Genomic DNA, 18,192 nt, shown 5'->3' with positions numbered 1-18,192 from the left:
CACTGGCGGTGATGCGTAAAGAAATACCATGCAAATTCTCAACCGATGGGAGGACTACTAAACGTAGACACCGAATCAGCTAGGCAATGAAGCGGGCCACTAACTAAGGTGCCTCGCTCTTTGCGGCGAATTTAGTCGCGTTCACTGCCCAGATGGAGAGACAGGCCCTACCAATCCCATGACCCTCGAGGTCCTAAACGTCGGCTGGCCCTCTCCGCCCAAATCTAACATTGCAATGACCTTCGAGGTCCTAACAGACGGGTGATGGCGTTTCGGTAAATGACCATCCGCAAGCAATACGTGGCACAAAGAACGACTAAACAAGCAAAGAAAAAGCCCTAGAGTGATGCTCGTGAATACTCGTGGCGTTGGCTGCTAGCAAAAAACGTAGCGGCAAGGATGCGTATTATTTTTTCGCTTGCTTTCCTACAGACGGCATTGCGCAGCCGATATTTGTCAAAGTGCTGGAGCAGCCTTTGCAGAACAGCGTCCGGGAAGCGCTCCTTGTTATTGAAGTCGACGTCCTGAAAGATACCGTTTAGCCGCTTATTATGGTCCTCTATGGCACGGAAGGCGATGTTAAGCGCTTCTCCGATGTTCTTTGATTTTTTACGGATATCGCTCCAGAACGATCCAACTGGGACGTGAAATCGATGTTCATCCGGATCCCGTGCGACCTCTTCGTCCTTATATTTCTTAAGGCGGTCCTCGTACTCCTCCTCCCATACGTCGCAAAGTCGCTTATAGAAGAGCAGGCCAAATATGTAATGCTTGTAGTCCGCGCTATCGATGCTGCCACGCAGAATGTCGGCGGCACCCCAAAGATGGGACTCTAGTTCCTGGATACTGATCATGGAGTTTTCCAAAAAAGTATAACTAACTGTATTTGCCCAACATTATCAAATCAAGCGGCTTGCAACAACGTAATATTCTGGTATCACTGGTATTGTTAAAATAACAATCTCGGGAGCTAACTCACCGAAGTCATTACTGTCATAGGTGGTGCGGAAAAACGATGGCTCCTGGCGTTTCCGCTGTGTCGTCTTAATTCGGGCACAATTCCAATGCACCGTGCAGCTTTCTCGCCATTTACATCACCTAATCCAGATGCGCCTTGTTTCAATGAGCGCGGACAGGTCACAAATTAGCGCACTGCGACTCTTCACGTGTATATCGAACCAGTCCATACAAAATGCAAAACCTTACAAGCCAAAACTATTGATTAATTCTTGGGTAGTTCGGATTCGGCTAAAGAAAAACCAAAATCTGCCGACATTGGTTCGAGTCGTAGGGTTACTGTGCACTCTATTTGTAAACGCAGCAAGGTCTTTAAGATGAACGCAACAAGTCAGTTTACTTACATACTTCTTGGCGGTGGTTTCGTCGTATTTCTGGGGTTTTTATTTGCCATTCTAATGACCCGAATGTTCAGCGAAGCGATGCTTCGAATAGAGACTGTCGAGGGGAAACTCGGCGCGTTGAACGCACTCAAAGGGCCGGTGAAAACCTCTGAGTTAGCTGATCACATAGAAGCGACGCTCCTAGAGCACCATATACTGCGAACATCGTGGCGGGAATTTCGGGAAACCATGGTGGTCGATCCGAAGACCACCAGCATTCATCAAACACGATCCTTCAAGCACTTCATAAATCCCGGAGAGGTCGCAGATCTCGAGCTAAACATGGATGTGCATGGTCGCTTTTCAGGATGGATTGTGCAGGTCGGGCTTGCAATAACTTTCATTTTCATAGGTACCGGTCTTTCTACAGTAGCCGGACCGGATTCAAATGGTCCCACAGAACTCATAAATTCGCTGTCAGGGAAATTTACTGCCTCAATCTGCGCGACGTTAGCAGCCATAGGGATTAGCGTGCTAGAGTCAAAAAATGTGAAGACTCTGAAAGATGCCTACTTCCGGGTGGCTGATTTAATTGACAGTAAATTTAGGTACATGACTGCCGATCACGTACTGGCCACGGAGCTGCATCAGATTCTCGATGCAGTGAAAGAGAGCAACTCATCGCGAATTCAGTTGTACCAAAGTCTCGGCTTGATCTCGGAGAATGTTCAGGAGACTTCAATCGCAGTTCGTCAAATGAGCGGCGACCTTTCGGATGTCTTGAGAGATACGATGACTGAAGCTATGGCGCAGGCTCAGGGTGGGCTACATGAGCAATTGCTATCTGCGATGAGCAGTCTGACTAAAGATTTCAGTGAATCATTAACAGGCCATGCTGAGACGTACTTTCGTAATACTCGCGAGCAGATGGAGCTAATCAGTGCGTCGCTAAGTAGCGCGCTGACCTCAGCGGACGGGTTTGGTGCGGTAATTAATTCGCACTTAACTCAATTTGATACCGTTATTCAATCCGCTCGCGATATTATTTCGCTCACTAATGTTACCATCGAACGTTTTGCCGGGCTTACGAAAGATGTCGACGTCTCAACTGCAGCGTTCGAAAAGGCAGGCGCCGAGCTCGCTAAATTTGGCATGCAGCTGGATGCCGCTGTCAACCGCTTGGATGACGGTGTAGCTACATTCAGCCGATGCATCGACGATGCGGGAAAGCGCACCAATGCATGGTACCAGCAAACTGCTGATAACTTTGAAAATGTTGCAAAGGCTATCTCCGTCAGCCTGGGCCACCAGCACAGATTAACCGAATCGCAGCATGGCACTATGGAAAACTTGTCAGATGCGATCAGTCTGTTCGGAGAAGCTCTGCGACCAGTCATTCAGGGATTGCAGGGATCGTTGGATGAAATACGAGTGGTTTCTACTACGAATCTAGACAAAGTTCTGGAGGATTTTGCTAACACGCAATCGCAGGTATTGAGAAAACTGAATGAAAATCTTGGCGGCGACATAATCAGACTTACAGATGCACTTGAAGAAGCAATGAAAAAAGTGAAAGCGGCTTGAGGTCGATATGGCGCGGAAACGTTATCAGAACGATGGCTATCATGGATTTGTCGACTTGATGACAAGTCTGTTTGCGATTCTGGTTCTTTATATCGTAGTGCAATCTGGTGCGACGGCAGATCCCAACAAAGTAGCAGGGCCTGCCTATGAACCTCGAGGTCCTGATAATCTCGAAGGCAAAGGGGACAAAGGTAGAGGAGGCGGCGTAGAAACTAGTGTTACATCCGGCACGAATGCCAGCCAAAACATTGGGCAAAAAAACGGTAGTTGTAGTGCCTCTAAGGCCGATCCTGATCTTGAAGTGACTTGTCAGCCAGGACTCAAGGTGATTTCGATTTCATCTGATCTTTTATTTAATACTAATAGTGCCGATTTAACGCCGGAGAAGGAGCGGACGATAGCTCGTGCTATTTACAACCACTTCCGCGAAGATTGCGATACAGCGGAGTCAATTGAAGTCGGTGGTCACACTGATCGACAAGGAGATCATAAAATAGGTATGAATCTGGAGTTGTCACAACGGCGATCTTTAGCTGTAGCTAACGTCATTTTGAGGAAGTCTGCTGAGGATGGTGAAGCTAAACACAAATGTTTAAACGAAAAAATTCTGGCTGTCGGGTACGGTGCATCCAAGCCAGCAAAAAACTATACAAAGGACGGTTCATTGGACGTGCCTGAAAATCGCCGAGTAGAGATAAAGATCAAGAAATCACCAGACGGCATCAGGCAATGAGCGATCAATCTTGGAAAAAAAAGCTAACGGATTCGCTTACTGACCTGAAAGCGGCAATCGGTGCTCTTACGGTGCCATACGAGTATCCAAAGATTGCGAGCTTTACTTCATCCGCAACCTCAGAAATACCACTGATGGCGGACACTGTTCCAGATGAATCATTTTACTTAACGTGGAATTCATTTGTTGAGAGTGGACTGGCCCTCGAACCAGCACAGTTGCTGGATATGGCGAAGGACCAACGTGTGGTTAGCGATCCACGTTATATCAGAGTCTTAATCGAGAGACGCGTGCCTGTCACGCAGCTAGTGTTCAGATTGCTTGTGCATATTGCAGTCAACGAAAAGAAGGACATCTCGGAGAAGTTCGCTAGGCTAAAATCACTTGCAGACCTAACCCTTTCTCCGTTTGCTCTGGGAATATACAATAATCTGCGCCTGTATCTGGATCCAGAGCGATTTGCGTGCGAAATGTGCAAGCAGATTAAAGATACCAGAGCTGAGTCGATATCATCACAGATCAGCACGATATTTCGCATTCCCGTATCGAATGGTCCCTACAGCTCACGTGTGTTGTTGGAGTATTTGATGCAAGAGGCTCACGGGAACAACTGGCTAGAGATAAACGATTTTCGGGCATTTTTCGCGAATAACATCCGGGATCTGGAGCGGGACGACCTTTCTGAATTCATTAACTTCCTGATAGAGGCGGCGACTTTGATGCCGCCAGCATCAAATGTTCAGTATCTGCGAGAACTAATTTGGGATCGACTGGGAATTGATGATCCTAGGAAGACGAACCGTGCGACAATCGAATTTGATCTGTCTGCTGAAGCGAGCCAGAGACTTTCCGAGTGGCTTAATATCATCGATCTTGAGTTTTTCTTCGACAAGGTTGTATCGGATGATCAGGGGCGCCGAGAATTTTGGCAGAGATACATCCGTTCAATTCGCAGAGTCAGAATACTCCTTTGCTCGTCTGACTTTGCCACCATACCATCTGAGTTACGTAAAAGGTTCCTATCAGTCATCGCTCGAATTGAACCCGAAAGTTTCAAATCTAGCGCAGTCCTAATGCAATTTGATGGATTCGCAATTGTTGAATTTGGTCAGAAGAACCACAGTTGCTTTGTCTACGATAAGCCAGACGTAGAGCCAATGATTCAGCGTTGGTTGCAGGCAAATTTTATCAGGTCGGATCAATTAAAGGCGTCAGAAGCAACACGTTGGCCGCACGCGGGCGACTGGCATCGTATTTTTCAAGAGCGATTGAGGGCATATGGTATTCGTCCAGAATAGGTTTTTTACATGGATGATGTTTATAAAAGTTCGCCTCGTTTTAATCTAACGCTACGCCCTCAACACGACGGTATAGAAATCGTTTCAAATTCTATTGATAATTTCTGGTATCGTGGTCTTGTGTCATTTATCGGGCGTCATCCGGATTATGGCAACATTCGCGAAAGTAGGGCTTTCCTTGTAAATACCTACCTAGATGCGTTAGCAAATAATTTATCGTATGACGGACTGACAGATGTACTGGCTGATGTGGTTCCGGTAGCTCATCCTAGAATAAATTTAAATTCTTCTGGTGCTATCGGACGTCCGAGTTTTAAAGTCAAAATCCATTTACGCCTTACAGAGGAAGAAGTTGAACCTCGTATTGTCGGTCGATTTCTTATTAATAATGGTGAGGTGTACCGTTGTCCAAAGCATTTAGTTGACCTACTTATAGCGGTTTGTGAAATTGATCAACGCACGGGAAATGATTCACATTCGGTAAAATGGAGGCAACTGAAATCCCTAGGGAAGATAAAGGCACTCGCTGCGGTGCAAGAACACAATATAAAGATCGATCGGTTCCTTGAGTCAGAGGACGTAGTCTTTGTATCCGAGTTCGGATTAAATAATGTGGATCGAGGCACGAGCCTCACCATCTATCCAGCGATCGACCAGGTTAATCATGATGACATTGCTAATGTTTGGGATAAAGCCGGCGATGTTCAATCCGTAATTGACATAAAAAAAGACCTGAAAAGAACTCGAATTGTCTTTAGCGATACTGCTTATGAAGCAGCCAAAATACTGCACGAACGCGCGCATATTGTCTCCGGATCGATAAGAGATCACTTGATTGCAAATCCTATGGCTATTTGGGATGGGGCGCCTATTGAGGTGTTGCAATGTGTATTCGGGGAAAGGGTCGCCGGCATCACAGACGAGTTGTTGATGCCCGAATATGGCGCCGAGGCCACTAGTCTGGATTGGCTTAATGGGACGGTACAGGCTGAATTGGAACGAGAGGACTCTCGCGAGAGGCGGGCTCGTCCTAGGTTGAAGGTCGATCCTGCGATGGCGGAGCCAACTCGAGAAGCACCTAGTTCTGGGCTCAAACTCCAGAGACCTATTGGACTGAAGAGGTCCATCGAACTTGCTCCTTATCAGTGTGATGGAGTGGCCTGGATGCAGAGTGTATATGTCGGTAAGACATATCGTGGGTTGCTTCTTGCTGATGAGATGGGGCTAGGGAAGACTCTTCAGGTCCTAACTTTTGCTTGTTGGATGCGTGAGTATCTAAAGAAAGCTGACCCGGGTAGAAAGGTTTCGATTTTGGTTCTTGCACCAAAATCCCTTTATCAGAATTGGGCGGACGAGATTGCCAAATTCTTTGAAAGAGGCTGCCTAGGGGAGGTTTTAATTCTGGATAACAGTAATCTACCAAGATACAAAAAGGGAAAATACGAAGTTATGCCCGGTAAGTATGCTTCAGCCTTAGATCTTGATAAGGTCAGGGTTGATGGCGTTGTCATCATGAATCGTGATCTACTGATTCAATACCAGTTCAGTTTGGGGCAGGTTAATTGGAATCTCTTTGTATTCGATGAGGCCCAGTTTATCAAAGATCCCCAGACTCTGGGTCGACAGGCAGCGTTTGCTATGCAATCAGATTTCCGGATAGCCATGACGGGTACACCGGTAGAAAATAGACTCCTCGACCTATGGTCTATCGTTGATTTTGTCCATGCCAAGGAATTACTTGGGACGGCTGACGAATTTATCAATGAGTTCGGTGATGGCAGGCCTAAAGATGAAAAAGCATTAAATCGGCTGAAAAGCAGATTGATGTATAACCAATCTGCCAATGGGGCAGTAGTGCTTCGTAGGACGAAGAAGAGCGCCGGCCTAGCGCTGCCACCTATCCACGTAAAAGAGCATCGATGTAAGTTAAGTGCAATGCAGTCTGCTAAAGTAAGTGAAATCAAGAGTAGGGTGTCTGCAGGTGGAATGGCATATATGGAAGCGCTTTCATATATGTCCATCGCGTATCAGCATCCTATGGCTTTCCTCGATATGTCGGAGATACTTGCTTCGAAGCCTGAGGACCTGTTGATGGCGGCAGATAGGATGCAAGTTGCTTTAGAAATCTTGCATCAAATAAAAAATCTTAATGAAAAAGTTATTATTTTCACTCGTTTTAAAAAAATAGCAGAAATTTTGGCTATAGTGTTGACGCAGTATTTTGGCGAGAAGTGCTTTTTATTTAACGGGAGCTTGTCAAAACCTGCGCGAGATGAGGTAATTAGGAAGTTCAAGGCCGCGGACGGATTCACATGCTTGATTGCTTCACCTGTGGTGGGAGGTGTAGGTCTCAATTTGACGGAGGCAAATCATGTCATTCACTATGGTCGGTGGTGGAATCCAGCCCTGGAGCGTCAATGTGATGCGAGGGTTCATCGCAAAGGCCAAATGAAAGATGTTTATATTCATCATATTATTGCAGAGATTAGCGAGGATCCTGGCAAATCGTTTGATGAGAACTTGAACTCACTACATAAGTCAAAGTCATCAATGGCAGATGGTTTATTTGGCAACCTAGATTATCAATTAAATGTGGAAAAAGAACTCACTAATCACGTCTTTGGGGCATTAGTTCCAGGCAGGCCAGCGGTTTTTGAGGAAGCCCGATCATTCGATTGCCTTTCAGCAAGGCTGTTTCAGCTGATGGCAACTGAGTTAGTAGCCTCAGTCATTGGAGGTATAGCGATTCACCCGCCATTTGTCGGCGATAAAGGTGCTGATGGGATAGTCTTGAAGGGGGCTGATATCTTCTTGGTGCAGGCTAAGCATACGAGTCATATCAGTAAAGCCATAAATGTTGCTGGTATCCGTGAGCTACTAAGTGCAAGCGGCACTTATACTGACTATTTGCAAGTAACTCAGGCTAGAGTGAAGGATCTTTATTTGGTGACCAATGGGTTACTATCATCGGACGGAGCCATATCTGCCTTAGAAGGAGACGTCAAAGTTATTGATCGGGACCAGCTAAAAATGATGTCCGATGAATACATTTTGAAAATAATCAGAGCTGCGGAGCGTTGTAGAGTTGCCAGTTCGGTCGAAGAAGTGCTCACTTTTGTTCATCAAAAGTTGAACGATATCGCCTAAGATTCAAAGTAAATCAATATGCGTATCAGCTAACCTTACCAGGACATGTTGTAGCGCAAACAACCACATGGTTTGTAAGTCTCTGTAAATAGTGATTTATGGGACTTGGTGTTTAAGGTTTTAAAGTATTTTGACGATACCCCTCCCGTGATTTCGAGTGGGGGATATATGGCTATTAGCTTGAGTGATAAAAAAACAGAATGGCTCCGTGATGTGCGGACCAGGGGTGGGGTCAACACCCCTGATGGAATGTTTCGGAGCAAGATTATTAAGTCATTCTGCCGTCAAGAATTGGGCATCGACGAATCGGAATTCAACGGTGACGAATCCATTGGATACTATTTTTCAAATCAACCCCCGGAAAAAGGAGGGGACTGCGCGATCATTTATCGTGACGAGGTTGAATCTGAGAGTGATGAAGATTCTGGATATAGTAGTGAATTAGCTTGTTGTCTGGTTTTTTCAATACTGGAATCACCCTCCGATGGTATTTTGCGCGCTAATTTGTTGCGCCTGGTCAGAAGCGCGCTAGTCGAGAAGCAGCGCGATGGCATGGTTCTGAATTCGTCATACATGAGAAATCATTTCGGGATCGGTCCCGAAATTTCTGTGAAAGTCAGATCAGTCCGACTAATCGTGGCGACTTGCGACCCCCTAAATGCTGCGCAGGTGCAGATGATGAGCGAAGTTATAGCGCGTGAGGGTAGGTTGCGAATCGCGGAAAAATTTGACGTCGAATCCTATTGCTTGAATGACGTATTCGGTGCTGAAGATCCCGATGACCGAATAGAGACGAATTTATGCATCGAGTCCCAGATTGAAGCGGGCAAACTTAGATTTGCGATTTGCACGGTATCATCGCTGTTTGAGTTTATGGAGTCGTATCGAATCAGCCGCGGTATGAGTGATATATCCAGCTTATACGAAAAAAATGTTCGAGGATTTTTAAGTTCGCGCGGAGCAATAAATAAAGGCATCGCGCGCACTCTAGCCGCCGAACCTGAGAACTTTGCCTTATACAATAACGGGCTTACGATCGTTGCTGATGAAGTAAAAGTGCCAGGTCAGGCAGAGTTGAAGCTTGTAAATCCGTATATAGTTAACGGGTGTCAAACATCAAATGTTATTTATAAGTCGATGCGTGAGTATAAAGCGAAGAAAAACAAGCAATCAAATAGTTTGCACGTAAGGATGGCGTCCAGCAGTAACAACCTAGATGGCAAAAGTTTCGGCAATTCTGAGGATATAAGTATCGATCATCAAGCCAAAGTATTGGTCAAGATAGTTGCTGTATCCCATGATGACGAGCACCTTTGTACCAATATTGTTAGATTTTCGAACTCACAAAATGCAGTAAAAGAGAAAGATTTCATTGCTCTAAACGAGCAATTTAGAATTTGGCATGATGCGTTACTGAAAAATCGTGATTTATATCTGGAGATCCAAAAAGGACGCTGGGATTCGTATAAAGCCGCGCATCCGAAGACTTGTGTCGAAATGATAAATGTCACGGATGTTCTAAAAATATATGCATCTGCATGGTTGCGTAAAGCGGGAACTGCTATGTCCCGGAATGTTGATTTCGGACCAAAAGGGAAGATTTTTGAACAAGTCATCAACCTCGATCCTGTAGTTGACGAAGCTGATCTTTATGCAGCCTTCTTGTTGAAGAGAGAAGCCCAGCGCTTAGGATATGGTTTAAAACAAGGCGAACCCGACGATCCGCGGCGCTTGACAAGGTACTTATTTTATCTTGTTTGCGGTGATCTTGTCCGTATGGCAATTAATGATTGGTCCACAGGGGCTGCCAAGCTCATCTCGCAGGTGATTCTTGAGCTTTCGGACGTACATCACGACAAAAAACGTTCATTGTTCTTTGATACAGCTGATCGTGTCATTGGCAGATATTTCGGAAGATCCTCGGTTCACTCAGTGGAGGCAGAGATCGCATTTACTGCAGCGTCTAGGGATCCGAACAAATTTTTGAAGTCCAGTTCTCTTGCTGATCGGGATCAAGCGGAAAGGTATAAGATTTACTTTGAAAAGCTGGAATTTATGTATTCAGAAAGTGGGGTCGAACAGCTCATCCGTTCGCTTCTGCCGTCTCGATTTGGGAGGGCGAGTTGACTGGGGTTGGCTATATAGTGGGGATTACCTCCTAATCCTTAAACTCGATCATTCGAGACCATAGAATAGTAAAGTTTCGGCTGATCGAGTAGCCAACCCAGAATGAATTGTTGACTATGCGTCCATTCAGTTAAAGGAACATTTTGATGTCGATACCTGATTATCAAACTGTGATGCTGCCGTTGCTGAGGCTGGTTGGTAAGCATGGGCGCATAAAGCTAAAAGATGCACGTTCAGCGATAGCAGATGAGTTCCATCTGTCAAATGCGGAAAAATCTGCTCTGCTACCGAGTGGTAAGCAGACAGTGATCTATAATCGCGTTGGTTGGGCCGGTACATATCTCAGAAAGGCCGGGCTCTTAAAGCTACCACAGCGTGGAGTTTTAGAGATCACTGAGCGAGGTAGGCAGGTGCTGTCTGATCACCCGGTAGCGATAAATGTAAAGTACTTGCAGCAATTCCCGGAGTTTATTGAATTCCGATCGGTAAACGAAGTAAAGCATGCTGAGGATAGCGTATCTGAAGTTGTTAATGTTTCCCAGGGTACACCTGAGGAAATTCTTGAAGAAGCCCACGCACAACTGAAATCTCAGGTACTGAGTGATTTAGTTGAGAGACTGAAATTGTGTAGCCCCCAATTTTTCGAAGAAGTGGTCATTGATACCGTAGTGAAGATGGGTTACGGCGGTTCTCGTAAAGATGCAGGCAAAGCTATAGGAAGAAGCGGTGACGAGGGTGTTGATGGAATTATTAATGAGGATAGACTGGGGCTTGATGTAATTTATCTTCAAGCCAAGCGTTGGGAGGGTAACGTCAGTCGCCCTGAGATCCAAAAGTTTGCTGGAGCTCTGCAAGGTAAACGGGCAAAGAAAGGAATTTTTATTACGACTTCAGACTTTACGGGTGAGGCTCGCGAGTTTGTTAGGAATATCGAAGCAAAAATTATATTGATATCTGGTATTCAATTCGCAGATTTAATGTACGAGCATAATATTGGTTTAAATACCGCAGCCATTTATGAGCTTAAGAAGCTCGATCTTGACTACTGTAATGAATGATGTGCGTGCCTGGGGGGATTATACCCGAGTATGAACGCTTATGCTCTCCTCTTCGAACAGAGGAATTTGGCGCATTATCGGTGAGTTCTGCCGCTGTACCCTACTCCACCCCAACCCTAATCGGCGCCACATAACTCGTCGGCCTGTCCGACCCCACCGCTGGATACGCATTCCGCGGCGTATACCCCATCCAATTCGTCTCCGACGTACAGTTACTCGCGCAACTCAAAAAGTATGGCTTACCGGCCTTGGATGTCGTGATGGAGAGACCATTCTTGGTCGTCGTCAGGCTCAGGTCATCAACCTGCACATCACTCGCCACGGGCAGATAGGCAACCTGCCACGAACTGGATGCTGTGCAGTTGCTGGCACATGTCGCTAGTGAAAGTCGCCTATTACCGGTCGTGTCGTCGCCCATCACCAACCAGGTAGCGTTGTTCCACCGTTCAAAATCTCCCTTAAACCAGGACGACTGGCTCATATGGTTACCGATATAAATTTTGGACCATGAGTTTAGATTGGTGCAGTTAGAGGCACAAACGTTGACTAGGGTGGCGCCACCTTGAGCATAAGCGTAGTAAATATGGTTAGTGTCTGCGAAGAGCTTGACCCCGTAGTGTATGAGATGACCACTATTATAATAGTAGGTCTCTTGTACAGTGAGACCTGTCCAACTGGAGCTGTTTGCGCACATTGAGCCGCAGTATAGTAGGTCGTTATAGTAGTATGAGGTCCCTCGGTAATAAGTCGTGATCCAGCGCTTGTTATCAAAAAATACGAACGAGTTTTGAGCAACCTGATCAGAAGTAACCCGTATTCCTAAAGCCCAGCTCGAGTCGCTAGCACAGCTACCGCCGCACTCAGTAATAAACGGTCCAGAGATGGAATTTGCTGTGCCACTCGATAGGATGGCTGCCTTACCACCCAGGTCTGCTATCTCAAGTGGGGTGACGTTGGTGAAGTTTGTCGATAGTGCCATCGCCTGCCAATCAGCTTGATTAGCACAGTAGGTGGATGTGCAGACTGCCAGGTTGAGTATTTGGGACTGAGCTCCCGTCCACGCGAGGACTAGGCCCTTACTGGTCTGACCTATGATAGGTGTCATCGCTGTGGTCGTCGATGATGTCATCGAGTCAGGTAGTTTTAGGTATCGCCACGAGTGTTCAGAGCCGCAGTCGCCGCGACAGTAGGATAGCCAGAGGGAATTGTCTGTGCCATGACGGTGGGCAACGTAGGTGACGTTGTTGTAGTAGGTTGAGGCGTCACCTACTAGATCAGCATTTTCGTGCGTAAACCCAAGCAGGTTCTGGCAACCCTGCTGCGTGGTCTTAGATTTAGCAAACTGAGGCGTGATGGAACTGGTTTTTAGTAGCGAGCTGCCGCTAAAGAACAGGCTTTTTAATGTTAACGTGCTGCTTAGTTGGTAGAGCTGGGTGCCTGTGCAGTTGTCCCCGGACCAGTAAATGTCCTTAACCAGAGGCCCATCCACATACCCGGACGAGTCTAAGGCAAAGGCCAAATCGCGTCCAGAATCGTAAAGATACATGCTGCCCGATAGATTGGGAAATGGCGCCTGCTGGGCTATTAGTGAGCCAATAGCCTGATTATTGGCATCAAAGGCGCGTAACTCGGTGGCGTTAAGTCCTGCAGGCCCGGTCTGTCCTGTTGCCCCGGCAGCTCCAGTAGCGCCGGTAGATCCAGTGGCTCCAGTAGAGCCATTACAAATGGCACGAGTGGAAGTCACCTCAGAGGCGTCTAGTTGACCGTTGGTGTTTGTGTCGCGCCCTACGTTCAAAGTGGTGCCTCCTGCGCTGCACTGAGCTCCTGGCGCTAGGACAGTGACTGCTACCACGCTTGATACACCGTCGGGTCCAGCGGGGCCTCGGTCGCCGTGACATGTGTAGGCCACCGCCTCTGTTTCGTTGTCGTCCAGTATAGAGTTACCATTCTGATCGGTCCCAGTGGCTACACGGATGCCACCTTGGGCACAGTTTGCGCCTGGTGATACTGGCGTTGTCTTTATCAGCGTGTAGCGTCCATTGACTCCCGCTAGCCCATTGGTGCCGGCGGGTCCCTGGGGACCTGTCTTGCCTGTTAGGTCTATCGAGACCCATTGCTCGGAAGTATCACAGTATTTAAAAGCCTCCTGCTCTATCACGTACGTTAATGCCCCAACGAGGGCTGCGTTACACTTCGGCAAATCGGCTGATTTGAGTAGGATGTTGGCTATGCGACGATCTTTTGCCAGTTTACTGTCGTCAGGTGTTACGACGCTTGTGTTGGCGTTGGTTGTGGGGTCTTGAGCTCCCTTGTCGCTACTCGGCCCTGTATCTGCCGAGGGCTGCTTCGGGGTGCAGGACAGTACCAAAATGGTACCGACAATTATCAAACTTCTAATGAGCATCAGAGGTCTTGGGTATTTGTGGGGGTGTCTCATAGGGCCTCTCGCACATCATTGATGTATTTGAGTTGTATCTCGTAGGAGTACTCACGTATTGATCGGTGTCATTCAATTTAGTACGTATTTTTATACCGTAATCACAGGATTGCTGAGCAGGATATTTGCCCCGCCACAGCTCGCAAGTAGCCATATGCTGAAGATTGTGGGACGCACCATGGGACACCTCCGACGTGACTAATTCTTCCTGGCTTGCCCCGGTAGATGCCTAAAACGCACCTCCAAGGTACCTCTATGCCAGCCGTCGGGATCGACTGTGAAACCCTCGAGTTGTTTGGTGGTGATCCTGAGCGCCGCGTAATCAGCTTCGTCAAATAGGAGAGCATCCAACGATACACCGATAAACTTAGCCACCTCTCTGACCTGATCCATGTTGCGGGGCCTTTTACCTAGACACCAGCCTTGCAGCGTACCCTTCGGGACTCCAGCTCTCTCGGCCAAGGTGGACGCACTTAGCCCAGAGTGTTTCAGATACCTGACCAATGCCTGTCGCAGTTTCATGCATGTCCTCCTGAGCATATCGTCGGTGCTCTGCCGGTGGTGGTTTAGCAAGTCTGCCAATCGGAAGCAAAATTGTTCCAGTTGGGCCCTAAGTAGTTCTAGTTGAGGTGATGTTTGCACTTGTAATCAGCTTTTCGGCCGGCCGTGTGACACGAGAGGTCGCACCGTAGCAGGGGCCTGACATGCGCCTTAAATCCACCAAGGACCTGCGCTAGGCAGCGACTCGTAAAACCAAATGATTATCTGGATTTAGACGCGCTCCAAGGACACGTCCGACAGGCTATTGCCATGTCACTGGCTTTTTCGATGCCCAGAGTTAAGTGTGCATCACGGCAAATGCAACTTTGGGCTTAGCTAAGCAATGCGGTGGTATACGTCTCATGGGAAAACCGATTTTAAAGTACGGTGTGACTAGATCCGGCAAGGTGATTGGTACGCTCGCAGATGAAGATTTTGCGTCACTCAAAATATTGACCGCAGACTTCACAGCAGCAGATCATTTCGACGCCTTTGCTGTCTTTGAGTATTTGCAGCAACGTGAATTATCCCGACCGGTTATCAGTAACTTTGTTTCGAAATTCGCCGAGTATGCTGTTTTTCATCGATTGCAGATTCCGGCTGGCGCGTTCGAGGGTGAAAAAATTGTGTTAGGACTTACGACCATTTTTGATGTCATCAATCATGGCAAGCGCCTTGCAGTACCCTTCTTCTAACTTCAGATGAAAGTCGGGTGCAAAGTACCAATTCACGACAAGTAGGGGATTGCTGTCGCCCTCTGCCAACAAATACCCCTGATAACCTGGTACAAACTTGTTTTCGTAGTGGGTGCCGTCGGTGCAGGTGACAATATGGTAGGTAGGGTTTTCAGCGCAGAACTCTTGGAGTGCCTCGACATCGTCTTTAAAAAATAGGCCACAAATACTCTTGGGTTCTAGTCCCAGCCACTCGATCTCTTTGTAGCTACATATGAGCTTCACCCGATCGCGAAAATTTTCGTAAGAGGTCGTGAATTCAATTTTTTCTTTATGAACTGCGCCCATAGTCATAATCCTTCCCAGAATTCCCACCGTGTTTTCGGTTACCTCTCGCGGTTTGCTGAGAGTGGCTCCGCTAAAAGGTTTTGGTATTCTTCGTAGGACGCTAAGTTTTGCTTCGTAGTTTTGATGCGTTCCGGGGTGTCGCAAATACGGGTTCGGCTGCAATTTTTCCATTGGCAAAATTGGAGTGTATCCCTGCGACCGAAGTTAGGAGTAAGACCTCAAGGGACATGAGGAAGCCGGCTAAGGCTTTGTCTCGGTTTAATCTCCTGATAAAAGACATCCACATCTGTTAAGTTTGACGACCATTTTTGATGTCATCAATCACGGCAAGCGCCTGGCAGGTTCCCTCCTCTAGTTGGAGGTGAAAGTCACGAGCTAAAGACCAATTCAGCAGCAGCTGAGGGTTACTATCACCTTGGGCCAGCAGGTAAATACGCTGATCAGCGATGAATCTGTTCTCGTAGCGAGTGGGTCCCGTAATGGTGACGATGTGATAACTCGGGTTTTCACGACAAAATCTGAGGAGAGTAGTGGCGTCATCACGAAAAAACATACCACTGATACTTTTGGGCTCTAGTCCCAGCCACTCGATCTCTTTGTAGCTACAGATGAGCTTCACCCGATCGCGAAATTCTTCGTACGAGGTCGTGAATTCAATTTTTTCTTTGTGTATTGCGCCCATGGTCAATACTCCATCAGCGGACGTAGTTTGTTTCGGCCTCGCTGCGCATCAAGATGAGTCGCCCTCATTTAGAGGTACTTGGCGATGATCCAAATGCGTGTTTTTTTACCATAGTCATCAGGTGTCTATCCTTCTGAGCGGAGCAGCCATAGCCGCGTGGGTCGTATCCTCGAGGCGGAAGCTCCTTTAGCGTGACGTAGCCGGATGCTGCATCTTTCGGTTAGCCCACTGTCAGCCGGGGACAAGGCGTGACCTTAGGTGACGCGGCCTGAGCCGAAATAGCGCGATCCCAAGATCAAATGTGGGTGGCTTAAGCGCGATTTTTAGTTGATCTTAGCTATTTGCTGTTAGTCCAAACAGATTCGTACTGTATGTGGCTAAAATGCGACCATTGTTTTATTAGAGAGGATAGTGGGCGAGGAGAGATCCGCACCTGCGAAAGACTCAGAGCAAAAGTCATGAGTGTCAGCTTAAACAAAGATCCTACCGACGACTAACCGTCATCAAAGGACCCCACCAGTGAACGACCTCACTAAAGAACGCCTAAAACGCCTCCTGCAGACGTTCAAATCCAAACACGGCCGCGATCCCACCCAGCGCGACCTTTTGGCCGAAGGACTAACCGAGGCCGACATCAAGCGGGCTGTTAAGGACGGACTGGCGACTAAGTACCAGGTTACGACTGGCAATGGCCAGATTGAGAATAGGTATAAACTTGCTGTGCCGCGTGACACATGGCTCAAGTCACTATGAGCGTCGTCTGTCGCCGCACCAATCTACGAGCAAGCGGTAGGTCTTTTCGCTTGATAGTAGGTCCAGGTGCGATGCACCGTAAATGACGGCGCGTTGTGACGCAGGAAAGTTGAGCGAGAGGCGCGGATTGTGGTGAATCCCCAGTGCACTTTTGACCGGCACCAGTCCGTCGGAGGTGACGACGTCGGTGTCTTTGCCTAGAGTAGCTGCAACGGCGTAGCATTGGACGTCCTGAGGCAGGGGCACTGGGACGCGAGAGTCGCTAATCCTTTGAAACCTATCTCGTCCGGCCCAGTCTTCGTCTAAAATATTGCCGTAGCGTAAATCGGTGATGCCAGCACTTCGCATTCTGCCTAGGCGCCCGATGGGCTCTGAGTAGGGGTGCAGTGTAATTAAGGTTTCAAGCCAGTTGCCAGCCTGCTCTAGCGGTGATCCATGATGCGGCGAACCAAGTGTGACGAGCTTCGTCAGTCGCGTGCGCCAGCTTTTTGCCGCGGCCTCGGCATAGTGGCAGGCGCTTCTGGCAATCAGCCCGCCCATGCTGTGGCCAATGATGATGAGCTCATCAATGTCACGGGCCCAGGTTGTCACCAGATCTTGTAGCAGATTGGCCAGCGCGCGCCCGTTCTGCGATATATGAAGTCCAGAGTTGTAGCGTAGGTGTAAGGGTAATAGAGCGCAGTCTTTTTCGAGTGCGCTCGCGTAGTCAAAGCCCTTGCGCTGCCAGCAGCTTTCGTCAGTAGACGATCCGTGCAGGTAGAGCGCAAGGCGCCGATGATGTGACCGCGGCACCTCGGGGGACTCACCGCTGACGAGGACGTTTTGGCCGCTCTCCGCAATCTACCTAAATCCATTCATTCAGGTACTTACGGCGTAGCTCTAGCTTGAGCTACATTGAATTTCCGCACAGTTGCCGCCAGCGCTGGGCTGCATGCCACGCCCCCGGAGGTGGTGTTAGCCACCTCCTAGGCACTGGCACCATGCGGCACAGAGGACCGTCCAGAACTCTCGCAGCGCCTTCGTCTCAGCTCCACGACCTTAGTGGTCGTGACGCTAGGTTTACCTGTGGCATCGAGCGACGTGCGTTCGATGCCGCTGCCGGTAAAGCGGGCTGAGTGTCGCCGCGTCACTGGTGGTATCTGGCCCGAGCAGGGCAAGTCTTTGTGAATCACGAGTTTCAATCCATTGATGGCAGCGTTCTCGTCACGCAGGTGGTGACTGCCGCAGGATGGGCAGTCCCAGCTGCGTACCTTCGGGGATAGTCCTTCGGCCAGCTTAGATCCACATGCGGAGCAGGTGCGTGTCGAGGCATGCTCAGGCCACTCGATGTAAATGCGGCCTGACCTGGCTGCCACCCACTGGACGACGAGTTTAAATCTACCGATGAGGGACTGGTCGTTCATGCTGCGGCGCATGCCTTTGCTTAAGCCGCCGCCCCTGGGTGTGTAGTCGCCAATGGCAATGATGTCGT

At 48.2% G+C, this 18,192-nt stretch carries 15 protein-coding genes; 8 read left to right on the top strand and 7 right to left on the bottom strand.

The genetic code is table 11. The annotated features are described in order from the left end of the window. Positions 1-338: 338 nt before the first annotated feature. Complete coding sequence (locus FJ146_16705) at positions 339-854, bottom strand: SAM-dependent DNA methyltransferase (protein ID MBM4253610.1); 516 nt, start codon at positions 852-854, stop codon at positions 339-341. 480 nt (positions 855-1,334) lie between these two features. On the opposite strand from FJ146_16705, the gene FJ146_16700 reads away from it, so the two are divergent. From FJ146_16700 to FJ146_16675, 6 genes are all read left to right on the top strand, one after another. Next, the gene (locus tag FJ146_16700) at positions 1,335-2,924 is read left to right on the top strand and encodes a hypothetical protein (protein MBM4253609.1); all 1,590 of its coding nucleotides are present in this window, start codon (positions 1,335-1,337) and stop codon (positions 2,922-2,924) included. Positions 2,925-2,931: 7 nt separating this feature from the next. After that, complete coding sequence (locus tag FJ146_16695; GenBank protein MBM4253608.1) at positions 2,932-3,657, top strand: OmpA family protein; 726 nt, start codon at positions 2,932-2,934, stop codon at positions 3,655-3,657. Beyond that, a complete protein-coding gene (locus FJ146_16690) occupies positions 3,654-4,955 on the top strand; it encodes a hypothetical protein (GenBank protein ID MBM4253607.1) in 1,302 nt (433 codons plus the stop codon). Before FJ146_16695 ends, FJ146_16690 begins: the two co-directional genes overlap by 4 nt. Positions 4,956-4,964: 9 nt before the next feature. Then, positions 4,965-8,102, top strand: a complete 3,138-nt coding sequence (locus tag FJ146_16685) for a DEAD/DEAH box helicase (GenBank protein ID MBM4253606.1) — start codon at positions 4,965-4,967, stop codon at positions 8,100-8,102. A 168-nt stretch (positions 8,103-8,270) separates the two neighbouring features. Next, the gene (locus FJ146_16680; GenBank protein ID MBM4253605.1) at positions 8,271-10,229 is read left to right on the top strand and encodes an AIPR family protein; all 1,959 of its coding nucleotides are present in this window, start codon (positions 8,271-8,273) and stop codon (positions 10,227-10,229) included. Between the two features lie 146 nt (positions 10,230-10,375). Continuing rightward, positions 10,376-11,287 (top strand): restriction endonuclease, encoded by a 912-nt coding sequence (locus FJ146_16675; protein ID MBM4253604.1) that lies wholly within the window; start codon positions 10,376-10,378, stop codon positions 11,285-11,287. A 100-nt stretch (positions 11,288-11,387) separates the two neighbouring features. Here FJ146_16675 and FJ146_16670 read toward each other — a convergent pair whose 3' ends face one another. After that, entirely contained in the window at positions 11,388-13,724 is a 2,337-nt protein-coding gene (locus FJ146_16670; GenBank protein MBM4253603.1) for a hypothetical protein, read from the bottom strand. Between the two features lie 198 nt (positions 13,725-13,922). Then, on the bottom strand, positions 13,923-14,264 hold the full coding sequence (locus tag FJ146_16665) for a helix-turn-helix transcriptional regulator (protein ID MBM4253602.1): 342 nt from the start codon (positions 14,262-14,264) through the stop codon (positions 13,923-13,925). A gap of 362 nt (positions 14,265-14,626) precedes the next feature. On the opposite strand from FJ146_16665, the gene FJ146_16660 reads away from it, so the two are divergent. After that, on the top strand, positions 14,627-14,959 hold the full coding sequence (locus FJ146_16660; protein MBM4253601.1) for a hypothetical protein: 333 nt from the start codon (positions 14,627-14,629) through the stop codon (positions 14,957-14,959). Here FJ146_16660 and FJ146_16655 read toward each other — a convergent pair. Together FJ146_16655 and FJ146_16650 are read right to left on the bottom strand one after the other, a co-directional pair. Beyond that, positions 14,894-15,286 (bottom strand): hypothetical protein, encoded by a 393-nt coding sequence (locus FJ146_16655; protein MBM4253600.1) that lies wholly within the window; start codon positions 15,284-15,286, stop codon positions 14,894-14,896. The genes FJ146_16660 and FJ146_16655 overlap by 66 nt on opposite strands. A gap of 289 nt (positions 15,287-15,575) precedes the next feature. Further along, positions 15,576-15,968: a hypothetical protein gene (locus tag FJ146_16650; GenBank protein MBM4253599.1), complete on the bottom strand. Its 393-nt coding sequence runs from the start codon at positions 15,966-15,968 to the stop codon at positions 15,576-15,578. Positions 15,969-16,487: 519 nt separating this feature from the next. On the opposite strand from FJ146_16650, the gene FJ146_16645 reads away from it, so the two are divergent. Further along, complete coding sequence (locus FJ146_16645) at positions 16,488-16,721, top strand: hypothetical protein (GenBank protein ID MBM4253598.1); 234 nt, start codon at positions 16,488-16,490, stop codon at positions 16,719-16,721. Here FJ146_16645 and FJ146_16640 read toward each other — a convergent pair. Continuing rightward, a complete protein-coding gene (locus tag FJ146_16640; protein ID MBM4253597.1) occupies positions 16,716-17,561 on the bottom strand; it encodes an alpha/beta hydrolase in 846 nt (281 codons plus the stop codon). The two genes, FJ146_16645 and FJ146_16640, sit on opposite strands and share 6 nt — an antisense overlap. Positions 17,562-17,686: 125 nt before the next feature. Continuing rightward, on the bottom strand, positions 17,687-18,192 hold a 506-nt coding region (locus tag FJ146_16635; protein MBM4253596.1), incomplete at its 5' end, for a transposase.

Source organism: Deltaproteobacteria bacterium (assembly GCA_016874735.1).
In the GTDB taxonomy this organism is placed as follows: Bacteria; Bdellovibrionota_B; Oligoflexia; order Oligoflexales; family CAIYRB01; genus CAIYRB01.
The sequence above is the reverse complement of the archived record's forward strand: the minus strand, read 5'-3'. Positions and strand labels throughout refer to the sequence as shown.

Bases quoted from the DNA above. Each gene is read 5' to 3' on its own strand.
- FJ146_16705 (MBM4253610.1), bottom strand. From the start codon at position 854: ATGATCAGTATCCAGGAACTAGAGTCCCATCTTTGGGGTGCCGCCGAC.
- FJ146_16700 (MBM4253609.1), top strand. From the start codon at position 1,335: ATGAACGCAACAAGTCAGTTTACTTACATACTTCTTGGCGGTGGTTTC.
- FJ146_16695 (MBM4253608.1), top strand. From the start codon at position 2,932: ATGGCGCGGAAACGTTATCAGAACGATGGCTATCATGGATTTGTCGAC.
- FJ146_16690 (MBM4253607.1), top strand. From the start codon at position 3,654: ATGAGCGATCAATCTTGGAAAAAAAAGCTAACGGATTCGCTTACTGAC.
- FJ146_16685 (MBM4253606.1), top strand. From the start codon at position 4,965: ATGGATGATGTTTATAAAAGTTCGCCTCGTTTTAATCTAACGCTACGC.
- FJ146_16680 (MBM4253605.1), top strand. From the start codon at position 8,271: ATGGCTATTAGCTTGAGTGATAAAAAAACAGAATGGCTCCGTGATGTG.
- FJ146_16675 (MBM4253604.1), top strand. From the start codon at position 10,376: ATGTCGATACCTGATTATCAAACTGTGATGCTGCCGTTGCTGAGGCTG.
- FJ146_16670 (MBM4253603.1), bottom strand. From the start codon at position 13,724: ATGAGACACCCCCACAAATACCCAAGACCTCTGATGCTCATTAGAAGT.
- FJ146_16665 (MBM4253602.1), bottom strand. From the start codon at position 14,264: ATGCTCAGGAGGACATGCATGAAACTGCGACAGGCATTGGTCAGGTAT.
- FJ146_16660 (MBM4253601.1), top strand. From the start codon at position 14,627: ATGGGAAAACCGATTTTAAAGTACGGTGTGACTAGATCCGGCAAGGTG.
- FJ146_16655 (MBM4253600.1), bottom strand. From the start codon at position 15,286: ATGGGCGCAGTTCATAAAGAAAAAATTGAATTCACGACCTCTTACGAA.
- FJ146_16650 (MBM4253599.1), bottom strand. From the start codon at position 15,968: ATGGGCGCAATACACAAAGAAAAAATTGAATTCACGACCTCGTACGAA.